The organism is Bacteroides sp. Marseille-P3684, from assembly GCF_900291465.1.
In the GTDB taxonomy this organism is placed as follows: domain Bacteria; phylum Bacteroidota; class Bacteroidia; order Bacteroidales; family Bacteroidaceae; genus Phocaeicola_A.
Map to the genome: position 1 here is coordinate 3,084,518 of NZ_LT985808.1, position 24,309 is coordinate 3,108,826.

At 57.6% G+C, this 24,309-nt stretch carries 19 protein-coding genes, 2 tRNA genes and 1 pseudogene; 9 read left to right on the forward strand and 13 right to left on the reverse strand.

Going from position 1 to position 24,309, the window contains the following annotated elements:
• Positions 1-19 precede the first annotated feature (19 nt).
• Complete coding sequence (locus C8275_RS12240) at positions 20-586, forward strand: hypothetical protein (protein ID WP_106625358.1); 567 nt, start codon at positions 20-22, stop codon at positions 584-586.
• Between the two features lie 112 nt (positions 587-698).
• On the opposite strand, the gene C8275_RS12245 is transcribed toward C8275_RS12240, so the two are convergent.
• Positions 699-2,576 carry a TonB-dependent siderophore receptor gene (locus tag C8275_RS12245; RefSeq protein WP_106625359.1) on the reverse strand — a complete coding sequence of 626 codons (1,878 nt, stop codon included), beginning with the start codon at positions 2,574-2,576 and terminating at the stop codon, positions 699-701.
• Positions 2,577-2,806: 230 nt separating this feature from the next.
• On the opposite strand from C8275_RS12245, the gene C8275_RS12250 reads away from it, so the two are divergent.
• The 5 genes and pseudogenes from C8275_RS12250 to C8275_RS12270 all read left to right on the forward strand — a co-directional run bounded on the left by C8275_RS12250 (position 2,807) and on the right by C8275_RS12270 (position 7,804).
• Positions 2,807-3,712 (forward strand): AraC family transcriptional regulator, encoded by a 906-nt coding sequence (locus tag C8275_RS12250; RefSeq protein WP_106625360.1) that lies wholly within the window; start codon positions 2,807-2,809, stop codon positions 3,710-3,712.
• Positions 3,713-4,010: 298 nt separating this feature from the next.
• A pseudogene (locus tag C8275_RS12255) lies at positions 4,011-4,094 on the forward strand (flavodoxin family protein); the annotation flags it as partial.
• Positions 4,095-4,167: 73 nt separating this feature from the next.
• Positions 4,168-5,592, forward strand: a complete 1,425-nt coding sequence (locus tag C8275_RS12260; protein WP_106625361.1) for an MATE family efflux transporter — start codon at positions 4,168-4,170, stop codon at positions 5,590-5,592.
• 186 nt (positions 5,593-5,778) lie between these two features.
• Entirely contained in the window at positions 5,779-6,639 is an 861-nt protein-coding gene (locus tag C8275_RS12265) for a DUF3737 family protein (RefSeq protein WP_106625362.1), read from the forward strand.
• Positions 6,629-7,804 carry a MalY/PatB family protein gene (locus tag C8275_RS12270; protein WP_022385572.1) on the forward strand — a complete coding sequence of 392 codons (1,176 nt, stop codon included), beginning with the start codon at positions 6,629-6,631 and terminating at the stop codon, positions 7,802-7,804. The genes C8275_RS12265 and C8275_RS12270 overlap by 11 nt, the downstream gene beginning before the upstream one ends.
• A 127-nt stretch (positions 7,805-7,931) precedes the next feature.
• Here the strand turns inward: C8275_RS12270 and fucP are convergent, their stop codons facing one another.
• From fucP to C8275_RS12300, 6 genes are all read right to left on the reverse strand, one after another.
• Positions 7,932-9,245 carry an L-fucose:H+ symporter permease gene (gene fucP, locus C8275_RS12275; RefSeq protein WP_022385573.1) on the reverse strand — a complete coding sequence of 438 codons (1,314 nt, stop codon included), beginning with the start codon at positions 9,243-9,245 and terminating at the stop codon, positions 7,932-7,934.
• 13 nt (positions 9,246-9,258) lie between these two features.
• Positions 9,259-11,034, reverse strand: a complete 1,776-nt coding sequence (gene fucI, locus C8275_RS12280) for an L-fucose isomerase (RefSeq protein ID WP_106625363.1) — start codon at positions 11,032-11,034, stop codon at positions 9,259-9,261.
• 126 nt (positions 11,035-11,160) lie between these two features.
• Positions 11,161-12,714 carry a M56 family metallopeptidase gene (locus C8275_RS12285; protein WP_106625364.1) on the reverse strand — a complete coding sequence of 518 codons (1,554 nt, stop codon included), beginning with the start codon at positions 12,712-12,714 and terminating at the stop codon, positions 11,161-11,163.
• Positions 12,715-12,719: 5 nt separating this feature from the next.
• On the reverse strand, positions 12,720-13,112 hold the full coding sequence (locus C8275_RS12290; protein ID WP_106625365.1) for a BlaI/MecI/CopY family transcriptional regulator: 393 nt from the start codon (positions 13,110-13,112) through the stop codon (positions 12,720-12,722).
• 864 nt (positions 13,113-13,976) lie between these two features.
• Positions 13,977-14,270 carry a Dabb family protein gene (locus C8275_RS12295; protein WP_022385577.1) on the reverse strand — a complete coding sequence of 98 codons (294 nt, stop codon included), beginning with the start codon at positions 14,268-14,270 and terminating at the stop codon, positions 13,977-13,979.
• A 46-nt stretch (positions 14,271-14,316) separates the two neighbouring features.
• On the reverse strand, positions 14,317-15,489 hold the full coding sequence (locus C8275_RS12300) for a MalY/PatB family protein (protein ID WP_106625366.1): 1,173 nt from the start codon (positions 15,487-15,489) through the stop codon (positions 14,317-14,319).
• Between the two features lie 206 nt (positions 15,490-15,695).
• On the opposite strand from C8275_RS12300, the gene C8275_RS12305 reads away from it, so the two are divergent.
• Positions 15,696-15,769: transfer RNA gene (locus tag C8275_RS12305), tRNA-Arg, on the forward strand.
• 176 nt (positions 15,770-15,945) lie between these two features.
• Here C8275_RS12305 and C8275_RS12310 read toward each other — a convergent pair.
• Positions 15,946-16,032 (reverse strand) — tRNA-Ser (locus C8275_RS12310).
• A gap of 259 nt (positions 16,033-16,291) precedes the next feature.
• On the opposite strand from C8275_RS12310, the gene pflB reads away from it, so the two are divergent.
• Entirely contained in the window at positions 16,292-18,520 is a 2,229-nt protein-coding gene (gene pflB / locus C8275_RS12315; protein ID WP_106625367.1) for a formate C-acetyltransferase, read from the forward strand.
• 104 nt (positions 18,521-18,624) lie between these two features.
• Positions 18,625-19,374 (forward strand): pyruvate formate-lyase-activating protein, encoded by a 750-nt coding sequence (pflA, locus tag C8275_RS12320; protein ID WP_106625828.1) that lies wholly within the window; start codon positions 18,625-18,627, stop codon positions 19,372-19,374.
• A 15-nt stretch (positions 19,375-19,389) separates the two neighbouring features.
• Here the strand turns inward: pflA and C8275_RS12325 are convergent, their stop codons facing one another.
• The 5 genes from C8275_RS12325 to C8275_RS12345 all read right to left on the reverse strand — a co-directional run bounded on the left by C8275_RS12325 (position 19,390) and on the right by C8275_RS12345 (position 24,267).
• Positions 19,390-19,884: a 3'-5' exonuclease gene (locus tag C8275_RS12325; RefSeq protein WP_106625368.1), complete on the reverse strand. Its 495-nt coding sequence runs from the start codon at positions 19,882-19,884 to the stop codon at positions 19,390-19,392.
• Positions 19,881-20,804, reverse strand: a complete 924-nt coding sequence (locus tag C8275_RS12330; protein WP_106625369.1) for a YafY family protein — start codon at positions 20,802-20,804, stop codon at positions 19,881-19,883. The genes C8275_RS12325 and C8275_RS12330 overlap by 4 nt, the downstream gene beginning before the upstream one ends.
• 40 nt (positions 20,805-20,844) lie before the next feature.
• Positions 20,845-22,545, reverse strand: a complete 1,701-nt coding sequence (locus C8275_RS12335; RefSeq protein ID WP_157948266.1) for an ATP-binding protein — start codon at positions 22,543-22,545, stop codon at positions 20,845-20,847.
• A 716-nt stretch (positions 22,546-23,261) separates the two neighbouring features.
• The gene (locus C8275_RS12340) at positions 23,262-24,038 is read right to left on the reverse strand and encodes a hypothetical protein (protein ID WP_106625371.1); all 777 of its coding nucleotides are present in this window, start codon (positions 24,036-24,038) and stop codon (positions 23,262-23,264) included.
• A gap of 7 nt (positions 24,039-24,045) precedes the next feature.
• Positions 24,046-24,267, reverse strand: coding sequence for a DUF6140 family protein (locus C8275_RS12345; protein ID WP_022385951.1), 222 nt, complete (start codon positions 24,265-24,267; stop codon positions 24,046-24,048).
• Between the last annotated feature and the right edge of the window lie 42 nt (positions 24,268-24,309).

Here is a 24,309-nt window from a genome sequence, read left to right on the forward strand (position 1 = left end):
ACCATAAACCTAAAGCATCATGAAGAAGTTGTTTATTGCCTTTATCTGCACCCTATTCGCCATGAATATCAGTGCACAAGTAAGTGTAGAAGAACCAGAGTTTGCAGAACAGACCCTACTCTTAACATCAGACAGTCAAGGAGTACTCTTGAGTCGAGAAAATGCAACCATCAAGACAAAGGCCGGTGCCAGCCTTTATCTCACAGGTATTGGTAAAGTAAAATCGCGTCTGACCTTGAAAGGAATCAAATCAACCAGTAAAGTGACGGGGAATACTGGAACAAATAAGATTATCATCAAGGCAAAAGACAACGACACTGACCCCAATTCGTTCATCAGCATCTTCAAATTCGAAATCAAAGGTAAAGAACGTCGTTACCAACTGGCAGAGGCGGGAACACTGTCAAAAACAGAAACCAACAACCTTGCCACCATTGAATACAACGCTTCCAAGTATGGGCAAAGCTCGTACCTCATTGTCCTAAACGATCTTGAACCGGGTGAATATGGCATCATCATGGGAGACCCCAATAATGCCAATACAAAAAATGGTTTAAAAGTAACCACATTTAGCGTAGTAGAATAATTACAGGTCCGGATAATCATCTCATCTCCATCCATCACCATCCGGACCCAATCGGCAAGCTGTGCGACGGAAAACCTCCCTTCCAGTTGCACGGCTTGCTTCGTTTATGCTCTCAGAAGCGGATGTCCACTCCACCCATGAAGGTCGCCCGCGGCATGGGGTAGCCCTGCATGACCTCATAGCGTTGTGCCAGCAGGTTCTCCCCCTTCACATAAAGGGAGGCAAAGCGGCAGAGGCGATAGGAAGCACGCGCATTCCACAGCACGAAGTCTTCCGTCGTGCCTGAACCGGACGTGGAGGTGTACAGGTCCTTGACGTACTGCACACCGGTCGCCACATTCCATCGTCCGTCGCGGAAGGTGATGCCGGCATAGAGCTTATGTTCCGGGGCGGCAAGCACGGGGTGCTCCATGTGCAGCCAGCTGTAGTTGGCATCGACGTCCCAGTGTGCGTCCAGGCGGTAGGCGGACGTCAGCTCCACGCCCCAGTTCTCTATCTCGCCGGAGTTGAAATAGCGGGGGACTGTCGGGTCGAGCAGGATGGTGTTGTCTCCTTTTATATAGTACAGGTTGGCACCGTAGGACAGGCGTCCGCCAGGCAGCCGCTGCGTGAAGGAGAGCTCGTAGTTCATCAGACGCTCGGCCTTCAGGTCCGGATTGCGCGGGTTGAACATGTACATCTCGCGGATGGTCGGGTTGCGGAAGCCCTTGCTCACCATGGCACGCAGTTCCGCCTGCCGCGGCAGGTGGAAGGCCAGTCCGCCCTGTGGCACCAGCTCCGTCCCGACATGCGAATGATGGTCCACACGCAGACCGACGTTGAGCGAAAGCCAATCGCCGAGCGACTGGCGGAAGTCGGCGTAACCGGCAAACTCATCCTGCTTCTTGTCCACACCGGGACGCTTCTCACCCGTGGCAAGTACCTTGTTCCAGGACTCTCCGCCGAAGTGCTGGTAGTCGAAGCCCAGCGTCAGCCGGTTGCCGGCAAAGAGGGTCGCGCTCTGATACCACGACACTCCCATCATGAGGTCCTTGGAGTGGAAACGGTAGTCGCGTGGAGTGCCTCCGGGACTGTATCCGTCGTCGATGCGGTGGTTGCCCCAGTTGTAGAAGAAGCTCAGGGCACCCGACGTCCGGTCGTAGTTGTTCTGCAGGGCTACGGACGTCATGCCGCGCGTGATGTGCGAATCATTGTCCACCAGCGGCGCACTCACCGGACCGGGATTGGAGGCGTTGAAGTGGGTGACGTTCACGTCGGCATACGCTTTCCAGTGCGGGGTGAAGTCGTAGCCCAACTTGGCATAGCCCCCTGCCTGTTCGAAGCCGAGGTCGGCGCGGTGTCCGTCCGTCCGGTTATAGGAAGCCGCAACGATGCCCGAGAAACGTCCCCGACGCAGGAGGTGGGTAGCCTCCGTCTGCAAGGTGCCGTACGAGCCTCCTCCCAGCCGGATGTGCGTGTATCCTCCGTCAGCCTGCTGCTGCCGCGTGACGATGTTGAGCACCCCGCCCATGGCATTGGAACCGTAGAGCACCGACGCGGGACCGCGCAGGACCTCCACCCGCTCGGCAAGCATCGTCTGATAAGCATCGGCGATGGGATGCCCGAAGAGGCCCATGTACTGCGGATGTCCGTCGATGAGCACGAGCATCTGCGACGTACCCCCGATGCCACGCACGGTGATGCTTCCGGCTGCCCCGGTCGAGACGCCATAGCCCATCAGGCTGCGGCTCGTGGTGAAGAGTCCCGGCACCTGCTCGTTGAGTAGCGGCAGGATGGAGGATTCGTAGCGCTCCTCCAGCTGACGGCGGTCGATGACGGAGAGGGTCATGGGCAGATGGTGCACGTCGGTGGCATTGCGTGTCCCGGTGACCACGACCTCGCGGAGGGCACGGTCCCGCAGGATGGAGTCGGCAGGCAGTGTCTGTGCCGACAGTCCTGCCGAAAGGGTCAGCAGGAACGGGGAAAGAAGGCATTTCTGAAGGTTTGTCATGTCTCTGTCTTGGTTTGTCCGGCTGCAAAGGTAACTGCCTGCCGCCACAATCGGGGTAGACGGATTACCGCAGTTACTACCCGAATTACGGAACACCGCGCCCCTCCCCGTCCCTCCGTTCCGTAACCCGGGTTGCAACATCCGTAATAAAGGTTATGCGTGTTCCCGACCTATCCACTACTTTTGCAGACGAAAGAAAACCCTAACGAGTTGACGATTACGCTCCACCTATGGAAGATAAGAACCACACACTGGACCTCAAAAGTGTATACGACTGCAACCGCTGCCTGGGATGCCGGACCCTCCATCCGCAGGCGACGCTCATCAACCTGGAGAACCCGGAGCTGGGGTGCGACGCCGTGAAGTTCGAGTTCTATGCCATCCTGCTCATCGAGGAGTGCCCCGACGGATGCCACTGCTGCGGACGGAAGTACGACGACTTCTCCACCGCCACCATGGTGTTCCTCACACCGGGAGCCATCTTCCGCATGACCACCGACAACACCCTGCCCGACAAAGGGTGGCTGCTGGCGTTCCACCCCGACCTGCTGTTCCGCACGACGCTGGACAACCACATCCGCAACTACACCTTCTTCGGCTACCGCAAGGAGGAGGCGCTCCACCTGTCGCAACGCGAAACCGCCACGGTGACCTGCTGCCTGGAGCACATCGAGGAGGAACTGCACCACCCCATCGACACCCATACGCGCACCATCCTCTCCCGCCACATCGAGCTGCTGCTGGACTACTGCACACGGTTCTACGAACGTCAGTTCATCACCCGCGAGAACAAGAACAAGGCACTCCTCAGCCGGGCGACCAGGCTGCTCGACACCTACCTGACGTCCGGCAGGCTGGAGGACGGCAGGCTGCCCACGACCGCCTCGTTTGCCACGGAACTGGGACTCTCGGCTGCCTACTTCGAGGACCTGCTGAAGTTCGAGACCGGCAAGACGCCCGACGAGTGCTTCCAGCTCAAACGTCTGAAGATGGCGAAGCACCTGCTGCAGGACCCCGCCCACACCCCTGCGTTCGTGGCGCGCCGGCTGGGCTACCCGAGCGTGCAGTCGTTCAGCCTGCTCTTCAAGCGGTTCACGGGTGTGTCGCCCGGCGAGTACCGCCTCGGGGGCAGCTGACACACGGACGGGGACGGATGGGATTCATGTACGGCACAGACGCGACTAACCCCGGGCCTGTACGGACCAAAGTATTATACTTAGACCCCCTAAGTATTATACTTTGGCAGCCTAAGTATAATACTTTGGTCTGTCTATCCCCCACATGTACGACGTCTACCCCCTACAGGCACGACGTTCGTCCGCCGCATGTACCGCGCTCCTCCCCCGTCGGGTGGACGGACTCATTTCACCGTTTGGCGCAATTGATGTATCTTTGCGCCGCCTAAGAATCCTATAACATAAAAAAACAAGTACTATGAAAGTTCTGTTAATCAATGGTAGCCCTCACCGTGAGGGCAATACCTTCATCGCCTTGTCCGAGGTGGCACGCGTCCCGGAGACACCCCCACACGGCTCATCCGGGAGACAGACCCTGAACCTGAAACTGACTTTAAGGAACCCAAAGACTTCTCATGAAACAACAAACAGAAAAGGCTGAAGCCCTGTTGGCCCTCATCCGTGAAGGCAAATCACTGACGTTCGGCCAGCAGCTCAAGCTGACCGCCCAGCTGAGTATCCCTTCCATCGTGGCACAGCTCTCCAGCATCGTCATGCAGTACATCGACGCCTCCATGGTGGGCAGTCTCGGTGCCGACGCCTCGGCATCCATCGGACTGGTATCCACCACGACGTGGCTCTTCGGCGGACTCTGCATGGCAGCCACGGCAGGCTTCTCCGTCCAGGTCGCCCACCGCATCGGGGCGAACGACTTCACCGAGGCACGTGCCGTGCTGCGTCAGGGTCTGGTTGCCATCGGGCTGTTCGGACTGACGCTTGCCCTCATCGGCGTCTCCATCAGCGGCTTCCTGCCCGGGTGGCTGGGCGGCGACGAAGTAATCCGCCGGGATGCCTCGCTCTACTTCTTCATCTATGCCCTCTTCCTGCCCGTGCTCCAGATGAACTTCCTCGCCGGAAGCATGCTGCGTTGCAGCGGGAACATGCACATGCCCAGCCTTGCCGGCGTGCTGATGTGCGTGCTCGACGTCATCTTCAACTTCTTCCTCATCTTCCCCTCGCGGGACATCCGGCTGGGCAGCTTCACGCTCTTCATGCCGGGCGCAGGACTGGGCGTCGAGGGAGCCGCCCTGGGAACGGTCCTTGCCGAGACCATTGCCGCCGGGTTGCTGCTCTGGTTCCTGCTCACCCGCTCTCCCCAGCTCCGGCTGACGAAGGAACACGGACGCTTCCGCCCCACTGCCGCCACCCTCAGGAAGGCTTTGCACATCGGTCTGCCGATGGGCATCGAGCATGCGGTCATCTGCGGCGCCCAAATCATGACCACGGTCATCGTGGCTCCGCTGGGCATCTTCGCCATTGCCGCCAACTCGTTTGCCATCACCGCCGAGAGCCTCTGCTACATGCCCGGCTACGGTATAGCCGACGCTGCGACCACCCTCGTGGGGCAGAGCATGGGAGCAGGCAGACGGGACCTGACCCGCCGGTTCGCCTACATCACGGTCTTCATGGGCATGCTCATCATGGGGCTCATGGGGGTCATCATGTACGTTGCCGCCCCGCAAATCATCGGTGTCATGACTCCCGTCGACGAGATCCGCGAGCTGGGTGTCATGGCGCTCCGCATCGAGGCATTTGCCGAACCGATGTTCGCGGCAGCCATCGTCGCCTACGGTGTGTTCGTGGGTGCGGCAAGCACGCTCATCCCCTGCCTGATGAACTTCTTCAGCATCTGGGCGGTGCGTCTGTCACTCGCAGCCCTGCTCGCCCCGACCCTGGGACTGAAGGGCGTCTGGATAGCCATGTGCGTGGAGCTGTGCTTCCGGGGAATCATCTTCCTCATCCGCCTGTTCCGTGGCAAGTGGCTCAAGACCATCCGGTAGCCTTCGGGTGATGCCCGACGGCATCATCCGTAATCCAGGTTACAACAACCGTAATTTATCTACAAGGAGAATAACAGGCGCTTTGTACTTTTGCATCGTGAACGAAGCCCCGGAAGGGAAGCCCTCCCGGCATCCGTCGGGATGCCCGCAAAGCGCAACGAATCATCAACTAATATATTATTGTGTATGAAAGAGATCAAGAATCAGGAGTTCGGAGGCGAACGTCCCCTGTTTGCCTCGCACGACCTCCATTTGGACAACGTCATCATCCGCGCCGGCGAATCTGCCATCAAAGAGTGTAGCAACATCATAGCCACCAACTGTACGTTTGAAGGGAACTACCCGTTCTGGCATGTGCACGGGTTCACCATCGACCGCTGCTTCTTCGACGTCGGCGGACGTTCGGCACTGTGGTATTCCGACCACCTGAAGATGACCGACACGCGCATCGATGCCCCGAAGATGTTCCGCGAGATGGACGACATCGAGATAGAGAATGTGGTGATGAACGACGCCGACGAAGTGTTCTGGCGTTGCAACCGGCTTCACATCAAGAACCTCAAGCTCCACGACGGCACCTACCCCTTCATGTTCAGCAACGACATCTACGTCGACGGACTGGAGAGTGACAGCAAGTATGTGTTCCAGTATGTGAAGAACGTCGAAATCCACAACGCACGGATTACGACCAAGGATGCGTTCTGGGAGGTGGAGAACGTCACCATCTATGACTCCGAGCTGAACGGCGAGTACCTCGGCTGGCACTCACGCAACCTGCGCCTGGTCAACTGCCACATCACCGGCGAGCAACCGCTCTGCTACGCACAGGACCTCGTGCTGGAGAACTGCACCTTCGGTCCCGACTGCGACCGCGCCTTCGAGTACAGCACCGTGAAGGCCGACATCCGCGGCGCCATCACGAACATCAAGAACCCGACGTCGGGACACATCGTGGCGGACTCCATCGGCTCCATCACCCTCGACGAGAACATCAAGGCGCCCGCCGACTGCGTCATCGAAGAGAGAGGAGGCAGCCATGCGGTATGACTTCGACGAGATAATCCCGCGCCGGAATACCAACTCCTACAAGTGGGACAGTGCGGCGGATGCCGACGTCCTCCCCTTGTGGGTGGCTGACATGGACTTCCGCACGGCAGCCCCCATCGTGGAGGCGCTGCAACGGCGCGTCGCCCACGGCATCTTCGGCTACACACGGGTACCGGACGCCTACTACGATGCCGTCACGGACTGGTTCGCCCGCCGTCACGGCTGGACCATCCGACGCGACTGGATGATTTACACCTCGGGAGTGGTGCCCGCCCTCTCTGCCGTCATCAAGGCACTGACCGTGCCCGGCGACAAGGTGCTGGTGCAGACTCCGGTCTACAACTGCTTCTTCTCCTCCATCCGCAACAACGGATGCGGGATGGTCAGCAGCCCCCTGACATACGAGGACCGGACGTACCGCATGGACTTCGAGGACCTGGAACGGAAGGCAGCCGACGAGCGGGTCAAGGTGATGCTGCTCTGCAATCCCCACAACCCTGCCGGACGTGTCTGGACCCGCGAAGAGCTGACCCGTCTGGGTGACATCTGCCTCCGCCACGGGGTCACGGTCGTCTCGGACGAGATTCACTGCGAGCTGGTCTACCCGGGACATACCTATACGCCGTTCGCCTCCCTGTCGGAGGAGTTCCGGCAGCACTCGGTGACGTGTGTGTCGCCCAGCAAATCGTTCAACATGGCGGGCCTGCAGATTGCCACCATCGTAGCTGCCGACGACGACATGCGCCGACGCATCGACAAGGCAATCAACATCAACGAGGTGTGCGACGTCAATCCCTTCGGCGTACTCGCCACCATCGCCGCCTACAACGAGGGCGAGGAATGGCTCACCCAGCTCCTTGCCTACCTGCATGCCAACTACCGCTACATGCAGGCTTACTGCGAGGAGCATCTGCCCGACTTCCCCCTCACCCGCCTCGAAGGCACCTACCTGGTGTGGATGGACACCCGTGCGCTCCGTCAGCCGTCGGAGGAACTGGAACACCGCCTCACACAGGAGGCGCGGCTCTGGCTCAATGCAGGCACGATGTACGGTGCCGAAGGGGAAGGCTTCATGCGGTGGAACATCGCCTGCCCGAAGTCCGTACTCCATGAGGGACTCGAACGCTTCCGGCAGTATGCAGAGGCACACAGACAGCACACGTAAACAACTCAAGTCATACGCCAAACGGCATTCAAACAGCATTCAAACTGTATTCAAAACAAGCGAGGGCGTGCCGGTCAACAGCCGGACACGCCCTCGCTTCATAGTATCTGTATGAGTTTCTTTCCGCTTACACTTTCCGTCGGAAGGTACGGAACCCGTAGGCTGCCACCACGATGAAGCAAATCAGCGGAAGCACAAAGGACAGGTTGACTGCCGGGAAGCCTCCCACGCTGCCCAAGTCGATGATGGAAGCCTGCACCGGGGGAAGTACCGAACCTCCCAGAATCGCCATAATCAGTCCGGCAGCTCCGAACTTGGCATCATCGCCCAGGCCTTCAAGGGCAATGCCATAGATGGTGGGGAACATCAGCGACATGCAGCCCGACACGCCCACCAGGCAGTAGACCCCGTAACGGTTCTCCAGTCCGATGACTCCCAGCGTGAAGAAGCCGGCACAGATGGCAAGAATCATCAGCAGCTGCCCCGGATTCAGGTAACGCAGGATGAAGGTACAGATGAAGCGGCTGCAGCAGAACAGCACCATGGCATAGATGTTATAACGCTGCGACAGCACTTCCGCCGACCGCTCGTCCATGCCTTCGAGCATGAAGTAATGCGTGCCGTACTGGATGATGAACGTCCAGCACATAATCTGTGCACCCACATAGAAGAACTGGGCTATCACCCCCTCGCGGTAACGGGGCAGGTGGATGAGCCGCTTCATGGTGGCACCGAAACGGATGTCGTGCGACTGGTCGCCGTTCTTCGGCATCTTGGTGAAACGGATGATGAGGAACATCAGCAGGATGACGGCAGCAATGGCGACGTAAGGCGTGATGAGCACCGAGAGGTCCGCCTCCTTCAATGCCTCAAACTCGGCATCGTTGAGTTGGGCACGGGCATCGCTGTCCATCGGGTTCAGCCGCGCCTGGATGAAGTTCATCGCCACATACATACCCAGCAGGGAGCCCATCGGATTGAACGACTGAGCCAGGTTCAGCCGTCGGGTGGCAGTCTCCTCCGTACCCATGGAGAGGATGTAGGGATTGGCACTCGTCTCCAGGAACGACAATCCGCACGTCAGGATGAAATAGGCCAACAGGAAGTAGGCATACTCACCCAGCATCTTGGCAGGCAGGAAGAGGAAGGCGCCGACGGCATACAGCCCCAGCCCCAGCAGGATACCCGCCTTGTAGGAATAACGCCGGATGAAAATGGCGGCAGGGAATGCCATGGCGAAGTAGCCTCCGTAGAACGCCACCTGCACCAACGCACCGTCGGTCACACTCATGCGGAAAATCTTGGAGAAGGCTTTCACCATCGGATTGGTGATGTCGTTGGCAAAGCCCCACAAGGCAAAGCACGACGTGATGAGGATGAAGGGAAGCACGAAGCTCACCCCATCCTTGTGAAGGATAGATGTTTTTTTCGAGGGCTCCATAGCAGTTCAGGTTTTATTTGTACAACGGACCGTAAGCGGCGCAGGCACGGTAGTCGGCACCTTCCTTGTCCATGCCGAATGCGTTCCAGGCTGCCGGACGGAATATCTTGTCCTCTTCCACGTTGTGCATGCATACGGGTATGCGGAGCATGGAAGCCAGCGTAATCAAATCCTGACCGATGTGCCCGTAGCTGATGGCACCGTGGTTGGCGCCCCAGTTGTTCATGACGGAATAGACATCGCGGAAGGCAGGCTTGTCACACAGACGCGGTACGAACCAGGTCGTCGGCCAGGTCGGGTCGGTACGCTTGTCGAGCACCGCGTGGATTTCCGGGTCGATGTCCACGGTCCATCCTTCGGCAATCTGAAGCACGGGACCCAGTCCCTTCACCAGATTCAGACGGCTCATGGTCACCGGCATGCCGCCGCGACTCAGGAAGTTCGACGAGAAGCCTCCGCCACGGAAATAGTCGCGGTTGGCAGGACGCCAGGTCGTGGCAGCCAGACAAGCCTCCACGTCTTTCTCGTTGATGTTCCACGGCTGTTTCATCACGGGGTTGCCTTCCGCGTCACACTGACGGCCGGTGCCGTCGAGCGTAGTGGCTCCGGAGTTGATGAGGTGGATGATGCCTCCGGCAGCCCGTCCGGTCAGCTCCTTGCCGGTGACACGCTTCACGGCTTCGGGGCTCCAGTAGGTGCGCACGTCGGAGAAGATTTGTCCCGTGTTGGTCAGCAGGTGACCGAACAACATGGCGATGCCGTTGCAGCAGTCGTTCTCCGTAGCCACCACGAAGGCTTCGCGGATGCCGTTCCAGTCAAACGAGGAGTTGAGCAGCGACTCCGAGAAGTCACCGTTGGGCTTGAAGTCCGTCCACTGGCGTTGTCCCTGGAATCCGGCAGCGATGGCATTGTGTCCCAGCGCCTCTTCCTTGAAGCCCGCCTCACGCAGCCGCGGATTGCCACGCATCAGGTCGCGCATGATGATGGTCATCTTCACCACGAACTCCCAGTCAGCATCCTTCTCGGCACGGTTCTTCTTCTTCTCGTCGCGGTTGCCGATGTCCTCGCCTTCATTGGGCTTGCAGTATTTCTCGGTCCATGCCATCGCCTTGGCAAACTCTTCCTTGTCATAGATGCCCTCCTCGATGCGGCGGAGAATCTCCGTCAGGTCGACCGACTCGGCACGGATGCCCAAGTACTCCTGCAAGAAGTCCGGGTTGACAATGGAGCCGGCGATACCCATGGCGACACTTCCCATCGACAAGTAGGACTTGCCACGCATCGTCGCCACAGCCTGTGCGGCACGGGCAAAGCGAAGCAACTTCTCGGCTACGTCGGCAGGGATGGTGTTGTCTGCCAGGTCCTGCACGTCATGTCCGTAAATGCCGAATGCCGGCAACCCCTTCTGTGCATGGGCGGCAAGCACGGCAGCCAGGTAGACGGCTCCCGGACGTTCGGTTCCGTTGAATCCCCATACGGCTTTCGGATAATAGGGGTTCATGTCCATCGTCTCCGAACCGTAACACCAGCACGAGGTCACGGTGATGGTGGCACCCACTCCCTCACGCTCGAACTTCTCGGCGCAGGCAGCAGCCTCGGCCACACGTCCGATGGTGCTGTCGGAAATGACGCACTCCACGGGCGAGCCGTCGCCATTCTTCAGATTATTGGTAATCAACTCTGCCACTGCCTTTGCCAGGCACATGGTCTTCTCTTCCAGACTTTCACGGATACCGCCTTGACGACCGTCGATGGTCGGGCGGATTCCAATTTTAGGGTACTTGTTCATTGTATTACATTTAAAGCGTTAACGCTGTAGTCCCCCGCAGGAGGCTACAGCGCAACAAATGTAGACAAATCTTCCGAGAAGCTCAGCACGAATGTCCTGAAAATTGCCTCCCGTTTAAGTATCGTTTTACTTTTTCTTCAACGTCACCAGGATAACACCGCTCCTGCCGACAGCACCGTATTTCGCCTTGGAAGCCTCGTCCTTGAAGACCTCGATGCGCTCGATGGCATTCGGGTCCAGTGCATGCATCATTGCAGGAGTGATTTCCTTGCCGTCGCAGATGACCATCGGATTGTCGCCCGACGTCGGGTTGACATCCAGCTTCTGCCCGGTGTCCGTCCCTGACTGCTTGTTCTCTCCCGACGGAGCGGACTGCTTGTCGTTGCGGAACACGATGGGCACCGTATAACGGACAGCCACCGGCTTACCGCCCTGTCTGCCGGGCACCCAACGAGGCATCAGGTTGATGACCCGCAGCCCTTCGTTATCCAGCAACGGACCGGCGGAACGCACGACCTTCGCATCGCTGACCGTTCCATCCTTCCCGACTATAAACTGGATGATGACACGTCCCTCCAGATTCTGCTTCACGGCTTCCTCCGGATACTTCAGGTTCTTACCGATGAAATTCATCATCTCCATGGTACCACCGGGGAAGTGGGGCATCTGTTCCACCATGTCGAAGACCCCCTCCCCATGCTGCGTCGGTTTGACACTGTCAGCCGGAATTTCCGTCTGTTTTGCTTTCACGACTGCTGCCAAATCTGTAACTTTGGCGCTCGATAACTGCTCCAACGGAGCGGACACTTCGGGGCGTGCAAAAGCCGCCACCGCCACCGTGGCAAGCGGAAGCAGGCAAAGATACTTCACGCGTGCCCATTGACCGGACTTTTTCTTTTTCATCATAGTTATACGTTTTTGAAGTGAACTGTGATTAAAGCTGTTGGCTAGAGAGTAGCGTTTCGTGCCGACAGCTTTTTCTATTAACAGCAATTGATAACATCTGGCATCCAACCCCTTGCCCAAGACTCCTTCGTCCGCCTGGAACTCATGCACGTCGTGCAGTTCGCGCTCCAGCATCCATGCCGACGGGTTGAACCATTGCAGGGCCGTGCACAGTCCTGCCAGCATCAGGTCGGCCGTGTGACGACGGACGATGTGTTCCCGCTCGTGAGTCAGGATGTAATCGCCGTGTGCCGACAAGTCCTCCTCGCTGATGACCACACAGTTCCACCAGCTGAACGGAGCCAGGTTGCGTCGGTGTACCACCAGCCATACGCCATCCTCCAGCCGGGTCCGCCTGCCTGAACGGAGCAGACGCAGCAACTGGAACAGCCCGATTACCCCACGCAGGAAGAAGATTGCCAGCCCTGCCAGATAGAGGGCAACCACTGCCGACTGCCAGCTGACGGGACTCCCGGACGCCACTTCCGCCGGAACAGCTTCCGCCGTCGCAACCAGGACAGCCCCGACATCGATTCCTCCGGACGAAGGCAACCCCACCAGCCTCATCCACGCCCCACCCAAGGCAGGCAGCACGAACGAAGCCACACAAATCCCCAACAGCGTCGCACGGTTCATCCCGTGAAGCGTCTCACTCCTCAACCAGAGCCGGTAGCCGGCAAACAACAGTGCCAGGCAAACGGCGGACTTGACCACATAAACCAAAAGTGCTCCCATAAGCTTCAATTTTCAGGATGATTGGCAGGATTGGCATCGCGTCCGGGCTTCTCGACCTCGTCGATCAGCTGCTTCAGTTCGTCCACTGAAATCTTCTCTTCCTTGACCAGCGATGACACCACGCTCAGATAAGAATTATTGAAATATTTGCTGATGATACCCTTCAGCGTACGACGCTTGAAGTCGTCGGCAGACACCACGGCATAATATTGATAGGTGTTCCCATAAGAGGTATGAGACAGGAAACCCTTCTCCTCCAAGCCGCGGACAATGGTAGACAACGTGTTGAAGTGAGGACGGGGTTCCTTGTAGAACTCCAGCAGTTGTCTGACGAACAGAGGCCCTTTCTCCCAGAAAAAGCCCATGATTTCTTCTTCTTTTGCAGTCAGTTTATTCATGGCATCTCTTGTTTTTCCGCAAATAACTGCATTTTTTAGTTACTCAACTAATCTTTCTAGTTAATAAATACAAATACCCTGCATATTCCCCCTGAAAGAGCGGTCAACCCGTTCCGGACTTGTCGGTTTAAAGAGGCGGAAACAACGATGCCGCTTCCGTCCGTGGACGTCCGACTCCGATTGACAAAATGTCAAACGAAGCGCCCGACAGGGGCTTTCCCTGCACCAAAATACGGCTTGATGGATTTTTTTGCATTCTCAGGCGATTCGCGAAATACAGTTTGTCGCCCGTTCCGTTGTTTCCGTTTCCTCCCGGATGTTTCTGCGGGCGGGACCTGCCATCCTGCACCTCCGCATCGGCTTCTCCCCGTTCTTTTCATAGTTTCCGAAATGTTGACTGCCTCCTTCTTCCAGCGAACGAAACCCGGAATTTTTCACTTCCACTTTCCAAAGATTTGACTTCCGGGCATGAAACAAACGTGTTTGGCGGGTGAAACTATATTGTTTGAGGCGGCAAACAATATTGTTTGGCTCGCGAAACAATATTGTTCCGGGCACGTTTTGTCAGTATTCCGAAAATGAAATGTATAGTTTTCTAAAATCAAAGGCATTTGCCGGGCATTTCGTTTGCATTCCTTTGCAAATCCGTTCCAGTTTGGCGGAATCCTGCAAAGTACGCGTCAGCTGAAAAGAAAGAAAACGGGGAATCTGTCAAGCAAAAGGACGGGAAAGCCGTCTTTCTGTCACTTCCGTCCGTCCGATAAAAAAAGACCCGGCAGGGAGGTGCCACGTCCGTCTGTCATAAAAAAACGGAGCCGGTACACCTTCCTGCCGGGAATCTATCCGGGGATGCCTCCCCTGCACTCAGAAGGTATAGTCCACGCAGGCGCGTGCCTCCTTGTGAGGCGCCACGATGGAGGCTGCTGCCACATGAGCCGGATGGCGGGCATACGTACCCACATCCTCCAGCGTCTCCACGACGGCAGTCAGCACCACGTCCCATGTCTCCGCCGGATTTTCATTGATACCGACTTCGATGCTTTTCAACACGTCGATTTGTGCAGGGAGTGCTTCCAGTGCCGCCTTGAATCGGCGCGACACCTCCAAACGTTCCTCCGGAGTCCCTTTCAACTTGAATGCTACAATGTGTCTGATCATATCTGTCTAGTCATTTTGATGTAAGTTTCACATGTGTACTTGCAGCCTATAACCGGGCGTAAGCTTCCTCCAGCTGCTGCAATGCCTGCTCCACAACGCTGCGGGGTGCCGCCACATTCAGGCGCATGAAACCGGTGCCCTCTTCGCCGAACATGCTTCCGTTGTTCAGCCCCAGCCGTGCCTCGTTGACAAAGAACGATTCCAGCTCTGCCTGCGTGGCAAAGCCCAGTTCGCGGCAATCCAGGAATATCAGGAAGGAGGCTTCCGGAAGCACCGCCTTGATTTTAGGCATGCGTTCCTTCAGACGCTCATCCACGAGACGGATGTTTGCCTGTGCATAGTCCAGCATCTGCGTCAGCCATTCCTCGCCTTCCGTATAGGCAGCCTCGGCTGCAAGGTAGGAGAACACATTGCCCATCGCCAGGTCATTCCGGTCGATGTAACCATAGAAGCGCTCACGCAGTTCCGGGTTGTAGACAATAGCCTGGGACACGATGATGCCGGGCATGTTGAACACCTTCGAAGGTGCCATGAACGTGACTGTATGTTCCCGTACCCACGGAGTGACGGTGGCAAACGGACGGTGGCGATGCGGGGCAAACACCATGTCGGCATGGATTTCATCGCTGATGACGGTCACACCGCAAGCCTCGCAGATACGGGATACCTCCTCCAGCTCTTCCTGTGTCCAGACCACTCCACCCGGATTGTGCGGATTACAAAGGATGAAGAGCTTGCAACCCTCCAAGGCTCTGCGCAAGGCATCAAAATCCATGCAGAACCGTCCGTCACGCAACACCAGGGGTGCACAGACCGGCACGCGTCCCGTCCCTTCGATAATCTGACGGAAGGGATGGTACACCGGCGGTTGGATGGCAATCTTGTCTCCTTTCTCCGTCAGTGCACACACGGCGTGGTGTATGCCCGGCACGATGCCCGGGATGTAGTGCAGGTCGTCTCTTTCCACTTTCATGCCGTAACGTTTGTCCACCCAATGGATGATTGCCTCATAATAGCTGTCTGCCGGGTGTGTGTAGCCGAGCACTTCGTGGTCCAGCCGACGCCGGATGGCCTCCAGGATAAAAGACGGTGTACGGAAATCCATGTCCGCTACCCACATGGGGATGAGGTCTTCCCTGCCCCACAATTCTTTCATGGCATCATATTTAATGGCATTGGTACCTCTGCGCTCAATGAGCTCATCAAAATTGTACTTCATATCTTCTTTTTGTCTTTGTATGGTTAAATAGGGCACAAACATACGTAAAAGTTTCACTTTCTTGCAAGTCTGACTTTGAAAACCTCCCCGTTCTATACTGAATTTAACGAAGTTCACGTCCTCTTCCCGAGATTCTTCGCAAAAAAATGCGTCCGATATTTGTACTTTCCCCCAAAAGCACTACCTTTGCAACCGCAAATAAGGCTGGTTCCGTAGCTCAGCTGGATAGAGCAACGCCCTTCTAAGGCGTGGGTCCTGCGTTCGAATCGCAGCGGAATCACAGGGAAAGGAAGTCATTCACATCGAACGGCTTCCTTTTTTCATGCCCGGAAGCGATGGGTTGCGAGGCTCGGCATGGGAGCCCTTCCTCAAGTTTTATAATGAATAATACCGCCCAAACAAAAAAAATAGGAACTAAGTTTTTACGCCTAATTCCTATAATCTGCTTATTATCAGCGGAAAGACAGGGATTCGAACCCTGGGAACAGTTGCCCGTTCACCGCATTTCGAGTGCGGCCCGATCGACCACTCCGGCATCTTTCCTTCGAAAGCGCTGCAAAGGTAAAGGTTCGTTGGCAGAGCTCCAAATATTCAGGGACTCTTTTTCATCTTTTTCAACTTTAAATCTACGTGCGGACTACCTAAATGTTGCTATTTTATGTTCTACAGCATAAAATTAGGGCTGTTTGTGACGCACATACGGAATTTACAGCTTATCTTTGCGGCTCAAAATTTTGGAGGAGGATACGTACCTCCGTTTATGCACTATTATTAATTCAACTTTCACAAGATTATCGGATTTATGGAATTGAACAGAAACTTCAAAGACGGACTCTGGACGCAAGAGATCAACGTGACTGATTTCGTAAGCAGAAACATTACCCCTTACGAAGGCGACGCATCCTTCCTGCAAGGCCCCACCGAACGAACCCGGAAAGTCTGGGAGTGCTGCCTCAAGGCACTCGAAGAGGAACGGAACAACGGGGGAGTACGCTCGCTCGATCCGAACACGGTGTCAACCATCACGTCACACAAGGCTGGATACATCGACCGGGAGAACGAACTCATCGTGGGACTGCAGACCGACGAACTGCTCCGGCGTGCCATCAAGCCTTTCGGCGGTATCAAGGTGGTCGAGAAGGCTTGCCGTGAAAATGGAGTGGAAGTAGACCCGAAGGTGAAAGACATCTTCACACACTATCGCAAGACACACAACGATGGGGTATTTGACGTATATACGGAGGAGATTCGTTCCTTCCGCTCCCTGGGATTCCTCACCGGACTGCCCGACAACTATGCACGCGGACGGGTCATCGGCGACTACCGACGACTGGCGCTCTACGGACTGGACAACCTGATTGCTGCCAAACAGGAGGACCTGCGCGACCTCACCGGTCCCATGACCGAGGAACGCATCCGCCTGCGCGAAGAGGTTGCCGAACAAATCAAGGCGCTCAAGGACATGAAGGTCATGGGCGAATACTACGGACTGGACCTGAGCCGCCCCGCACACAACGCACAGGAAGCAGTGCAATGGGTCTACATGGCTTACCTGGCTGCCGTCAAGGAACAGGACGGGGCCGCCATGTCGCTGGGCAACACATCCTCCTTCCTCGACATCTACATCGAGTATGACCTGGCGCACGGACTCATCGACGAGACCTTCGCACAGGAGCTCATCGACCAGTTCATCATCAAGCTGCGCATGGTGCGCCACCTGCGCATGCAGAGCTACAACGACATCTTCGCCGGAGACCCGACCTGGGTGACCGAAGCCATCGGCGGACGCTTCAACGACGGACGGACGAAGGTGACGAAGACTTCCTTCCGCTTCCTCCAGACGCTCTACAACCTCGGCCCGTCGCCTGAACCGAACATGACCGTGCTCTGGAGCCCGCAGCTGCCCGAGGGATTCAAGGACTTCTGCGCACAGGTGTCGGTCGACACCTCGTCCATCCAGTACGAGAACGACGAGCTGATGCGTGAAGTGCGTCACTCGGACGACTACGGCATCGCCTGCTGCGTGTCGTACCAGGACATCGGACGGCACATCCAGTTCTTCGGCGCGCGATGCAACCTGGCGAAAGCCCTCCTGCTCGCCATCAACGGCGGACGTTGCGAGAACACCGGCACGCTGATGGTCAAGGACATTCCCGTGCTGACCGGCGACACGCTGAAGTTCGAGGAGGTCATGGCAAACTACAAGAAGGTGCTCAAGGAGATTGCACGCGTCTACAACGAGGCGATGAACATCATCCACTACATGCACGACAAATATTACTACGAGAAGGCACAGATGGCGTTCGTCGACACCAACCCGCGCATCAACCTGGCATACGGCGTGGCGGGCATGTCCATCGCCGTCGACTCGCTGTCAGCCATCAAGTATGCACGGGTGAAAGCCGTACGCAATGAAATCGGACTGACGGAGAGCTTCCAGATTGACGGCGAGTTCCCCTGCTTCGGCAACGACGACGACCGGGTGGACCACCTGGCTGTCGACCTGGTCTACTTCTTCGACGAGGAACTCAAGAAGCTGCCCGTCTACAAGAACGCACGCCCGACGCTCTCCATCCTCACCATCACCTCGAACGTGATGTATGGCAAGAAGACCGGTGCTACCCCCGACGGACGCGCCAAGGGTGTCGCCTTCGCTCCGGGTGCGAACCCCATGCACGGACGGGACAAGAACGGTGCGTTGGCATCACTCAGCTCCGTGGCGAAACTCCGTTACCGGGATGCGCAGGACGGCGTCAGCAACACATTCTCCATCGTACCGAAATCGCTCGGACCGACGCGCGAGGAACGCATCGAGAACCTCGTGACGATGATTGACGGCTACTTCACCAAGGGCGCACACCACCTGAACGTGAACGTGCTCAACCGCGAGATGCTGGAGGACGCCATGGAGCATCCCGAGAAATACCCGCAACTCACCATCCGCGTGTCGGGCTATGCCGTGAACTTCATCAAGCTGAGCCGCGAACATCAGCTGGAGGTCATCTCACGCAGCTTCCACCAGCGCATGTAATCGGCTGAGAACAGAAATCCGGACACACATAACCGCACAGGCACGGAGGAGTTCGACGGCAAAGTCGCCTCCGTGCCTCTGCATTTTTCATACGCATGTATCAAATGGAAAACAACCAAACACAACCTGCACTCAACGTCCACTCCTACGAGAGCATGGGCACCTACGACGGACCGGGACTCCGCCTGGTCGTCTTCCTGCAGGGATGCAACTTCAAGTGCCTCTACTGCGCCAACCCGGACACCATCGACAGCCACGGGGGCAAATCGACGGAAGCGGAAGAAATCGTCCGCATGGCTGTCAGCCAGAAGGCGTTCTTCGGTCGGCGGGGAGGCATCACCTTCTCCGGCGGGGAACCGACGTTCCAGGCGAAGGCACTAATTCCGCTCTGCCGACGGCTGAAGGAGGAGGGCATACACATCTGTCTCGACAGCAACGGCGGACTGTGGAACGACGCCGTGGAGGAACTCCTCAGCCTGGTGGACCTCGTGCTGCTCGACGTGAAGGAGTTTGACAACAGCCGGCACCGCAACCTCACGGGACGCGGCAACGAGCAGACCCTGCGCACCGCCGCATGGCTCGAAGCGCACGCCAAACCCTTCTGGTTGCGCTATGTGCTCGTGCCGGGCTACAGCGACGCGGAGGGGGACATCCGACAGCTGGGAGAGCACTTCCGCGACTACCGGATGCTGCAAAAAGTGGAAATCCTCCCCTACCACACCCTGGGCGTGCACAAGTATGAGGCCCTGGGACAGGAATACCGGCTGAAGGGCGTCCGTGAAAACACAACGGAACAGCTCGAACGGGCGGAAAGGCTCTTCAGGGAATACTTCGACTGCGTGCAGGTGAACTGACGCCGCCTCATCCCCTCACAATATCTCCCGCGCAATCCAGGCACACGCCTCGGCGTCGGCAAGGGCATGATGGTGCTGCGTCAGGTCGAAACCGCAACGGGCGGCGACCGTCTGCAACTGGTGGTTGGGCAGACTCTTGCCGAACACGCGGCGGGAGGCACGGCAGGTGCAGTGGAACGTGTAGCCGGGATATGTCATGCCGTAGTGGCGGAATGCCGCACGCAGGCAGCCCTCGTCAAACGGACTGTTGTGCGCCACCAGCGGAAGTCCCTCGATGTGGGGCGCAAGCTCCGCCCAGACGACGGGAAACGCAGGCGCCCCGGCGGTGTCCGCCCAACGGATGCCGTGGACGCGGATGTTCCAGTACTCGTAGGTGTCCGGGTAGGGACGGATGAGGCGGTAGAGCTTCTCGGTGACGATGCCGCCGCGCACCACCACGATGCCCACGCTGCAGACGCTCGTCGGCTCGCGGTTTGCCGTCTCGAAGTCGATGGCTGCAAAGTCCTTCATCGCGCGCCTCCTTCCCCATCGGCATAGTGTGCCAGCATCGCCTGTACCTTCTCGCGCATCGCCGCGCGCAGCCAGTCGGGAGACAGGACTTCCACCTCGTCGCCGTGGGAGAGCAGCTCCTGCACGAAGTCATACGTCGGGCGTAGCAGGTAGCTGAACACCGCATAGCCTTCGCCCCGCTCCACCTCGACCTGGGTGTCGTGCAACGGGAGGGCACGCAGATACTTGCACTTCGTGCCGTACACCTTCAGGCGCACCGACTCCACATCATACTCCTCGTCGACAATGATACCGAAGCTGAAGCGGAAGAACTCCTCCGGGGCGAACGACTTCGGGTAGTCAAACGCGCGGCTCGTCGCCTCCAGGTCGTGAATGCGGTCGAGCGAGTAAATCATCACCTTGTCATAGTAGGGACTGCGTGCCACCAGGTACCACCGCTGGCGGAACACCTTCACGCAGTAAGGCTCCACCTCGAACGTGTTCGCCTCGTCGCGTCCGAAGCTCTGGTACGTCAGCTCCACCGTCACGCCGTCGCGCATCGCCTCGATGAGCGGCGTCAGGAAGTGCTGCCCCGACGGAATCTGCTCGAAGAGGATGCGCCGCTTCAGGTGGTGGCTCTCGTTGATGAGGTTGTTCACCGCAAAGGTGTTGAGCAGCCACGAACGCACGCCGCCCCGCTCCATGTCCTCCGCGTTCTCGATGAAATAGTAGTATCCCCCACCCTTGCTGCACCCGATGTTGATGTCGAAGATTTCCTCGATTGCCTTGCGGTGGTTGTGGAAGGTGCGCAGGGGGATTTCCTCTCCCCCACTCATCTCGGTACGCACCCACCGTGCATTGATTTCCTCAAAAGTAATCCGGCGCGCCCGATAAATCGTGTCCACGAGCCAGATGTAACGGTTAAACAAGTCTTTTGCCATATCGTTTTCTGTTTAATTGTCCATTGTCAATTATCCATTGTCAATTGACGCCGAATCCGATTTTCCGCCGGCGGTCGGGAGCGGCAATCAGTTCGCTGTCGCAGTACTGCTTCAGCGTGTCGAGCGAAACGTGCTCCTTGCCGCTCAGGATTTTCTCGACCGTGTGCTTGCGGGCGATGTTCTCGATTTGTCCGCCCGTGAAGTCGTAGCACGCAGCCAGCTCGCCCGCCTCGTCCGCCGTCAGGTCGGGCAACAACGTCCGCCAGATGGCCTTCTTGGCACGGAGCGACGGACGGGCGAACTCCACCTTGTAGAGGAAGCGACGCTCGAACGCCTTGTCGAGGTTCTGCGTCAGGTTCGTCGTGGCGATGAGGATGCCGTCGAGCGACTCCATCTCCTGGAGGATGATGTTCTGGATGGTATTCTCCATCTTGTCGACGGCACGCTCGGCTCCCTCCTGACGCTTGCCGATGAGGGCGTCCGCCTCGTTGAAGAGCAGGATGGGCGTGACCTCGGAGTCCCGGACCAGGGCGCGGTAACGGTCGAAGAGCGCCTTGACGTTCTTCTCGCTCTCGCCCACCCAGCAGCTCTTCATCTCGGCGAAGTTCACCGCCATGATGTCGCGCCCCGTGAGGCGTGCCAGCTGATAGGCGGTCTCGGTCTTGCCCGTGCCCGGCGCCCCGTAGAAGAGGCAGGCGAAACCCTGACGCATCCCGTCGGCTGCCAGCCGTTGGCGTATCTCGTCGAAGCGCTCGCGGCTCAGCAACGACGTCAGCTGGGAGATTTGCCGCTCCTCCTGCTCGCCGTAGTAGAGCTGCCTGGGAACGATGTCGGTGCAGCGCAGCAGGTCTTTACCGGACGCCGCCTGCTGGCTGGAGATGCCCACCTCGCCCAGCAGGTCGTTGATGGTGCCGGCGGTGAGCTTGAAGTTGCTGCGGTCGGCGAAACCGTCGTTGTTGACATACTCCACCAGCTTGCGCCTTATCAGGTCGTTGTGTCCACGCTCCAGCGAACGCTCCTGCATGCGGAAGATGGACTTGCCGCCGTACAGACTCTCGTAGTCGCGCGAACAGATGATGTCGTCGTTGCGGTTGACCAGCTCGTGGCAGAAGAGGAGCAGCAGCACCCAGTCCCACTCCCGGAGTCCGTAGGAGTCCATCCGACGGACGAAGTGCAGCTGCGGGTTGGCGTCGAACAGGCGGTGCACCTCCTCGACGAATGCCTCGTAGGTCAGCTCGTTGTCCGAACGTTGTTCGAAGAGGTCGTCCAGCTCGTCGAACAAGGCGTCGCACGTCAGGTTGCCCAGCGGCTTCGGCTCGTAGCAACGGTTCTCCTTGAGCGCCTCGACGACGTACATCGGGACACGGTAGGACTTCGCCCGCCGTTCGCGGCAGCAAATCACCAGCTTGCGTCGCTCCAGCTCATCGACGTCGCTCATGTAGCGGATGATGCGCACGGTGCGGCAACAGAAGTGGCGGGCGAAGTCGCTCAGGCGGATGTTGTTGTCGTCGCTGTTGTCGACAAAGATAGCAAAGAGTACCGCCTGAATGGGTGTCAGGTGCATCTTTTTACCGACGTAACGGATGTAACGCGCCGCGTCGGTGAAGAACTGTTCTTTCAGGCCGGAGCCTTCCGAGAGTTCCACAATCTGTTCGATGGCGTTCAGGAGGTTCAGCCTCTTGGGTTCCGCGATTCCCGGTTTCTGTTCCGGGGTGTCTTGTCTTTTGATGCTTGGTCTCATCTTCGTAACGTTTTTTGTTTCTTTTCTCTGAATCACGATGCAAAGATGAGGCACATCTATGCCAAATCGTGGCAGTGGATGAAAGAAAATAAGATAAAATGAAAAGAAAAGCATCCCGCATCGCCCGGCAATGCCTTCTTTGAATGTAGGGGCGACCGGTCGGGTCGCCCGGTCCAATGACATGTCCAACAGGCGTTCAAACATGTGTCGTCCGGCAATTATATTACGTATTGGTGTGGGGAACAATCCGGATTGGACCGGGCGAGCAGACCGCTCGCCCCTACATTTTCGGGATTGATTGGACCAAACGGTCAACAGGCGTTTAAGAACATTCAAACATGTGTCGTCCGCAGAACTTTTTGGCCCCGGATACGGTGTATCCTGTTTCCCGCAAAACATTTTGGTCGCGGATACGGCGTTTCTTTAACCTTTCGAAATGTTTTGATACTGGATACAACATATCCTTAACCTTTCGAAACGTTTTGATGCTGGACACGACATATCATTAACCTTTCGAAACATTTTGAGACCGAATACGGCATTTCCTGCTTCACGCAAAACGTTTTGGTCCTGGATACGACGTTTCCTGCCTCCCGCAAAACGTTTTGGTCCTGGATACGGCGTTGCCAGGGCCTCGCAGCAGGGCTGGAAGGCGGAGGAACGCGATTCCGGGGGCGCGCAGGCGACTTCCGCTGAAAAAAAACCGACTGACCGCCTCAACGCCCGGGGAAGAAGCCGGGGAAGGCGTACAGGAACTCGCTGTAGTGCTGCATCATCGCATTGTACATCCCCTCGTGGGTGTCGCCGTGGTAGCTGGGGTGCCAACTGTTGACGACCAGCTTGCGGACGGACGGGGAGTACCATATCCAGTCGCTCATCCGGCACAGGTCGGGCAGGTAGTGCGCCTGCACGAAATCCTTTATCAGGTCACTGCCGCCGCAGCACAGCAGGATGTCGGCGTCGTAGAGGCGTATCTGACGCTCCAGCAGGTCGGCGTAGCGGGTGAGGAAGCCTTGCAGGGCGCTGTTCGTCAGCTGACTGCCGCCGGGCTGCTTCTTGCAGTTGACGCGTGCGACGGGTGCCTCGTCGTAAAACGGACGGAAGGTGTCCGGGCGGTCGGCTTCGTCAAACGGACGGGTGTTGCCGTGGCGGTCCACCGTCAGCAGTCCGTAGACCCAGCGCATGAGGTTCTTGTAGAAGGGCGCGGAGACGGTCGCGTCGGCGGGTCCGGAGAAGTTTCGCCTGCCGGTCTCGCAACGGATGTCCCATGCCTCGGTGTCATTGAGGTCCTTCGTCAGGATGAGTACCCGACGGGGAGCCTGTTCCCAGCGTCGGCATTCGTCACCCGGACGCCGGGTCCAATATCCGTCGGCATAAGAGAAAAGCCCCCGATAGAGGAGTCCGTCGGGGGCAATCTCTTCGCCGTCGCCGCACTGACGGGAACGTGTCTTCCATTCCTCGAACAGGCGGTCTTCAAGCGCAGTGTAGTTCATCGGAGGGTCAGTCCAATTTTCTGAATTCAAAATCGTTCACGGAGCAGCCCGCCTTCTTGTAGTCGAAGTTATAGAGCCGCATATAGGCTTCCTGCACTTCCTTCGCTCCGTTGTTGAAGGGCGACGAGGTATGGGTCTGCGTGGTGACGGTCACCACCATTTCGGGGGTGAGCACGGTCCCGTTGACGCGCTTGATGCGCTTGGGGATTACTTGAAATACTCTTGACATGATGTTTTTATTGTTTTATAAGGTTTATATATGGGGTTTCTG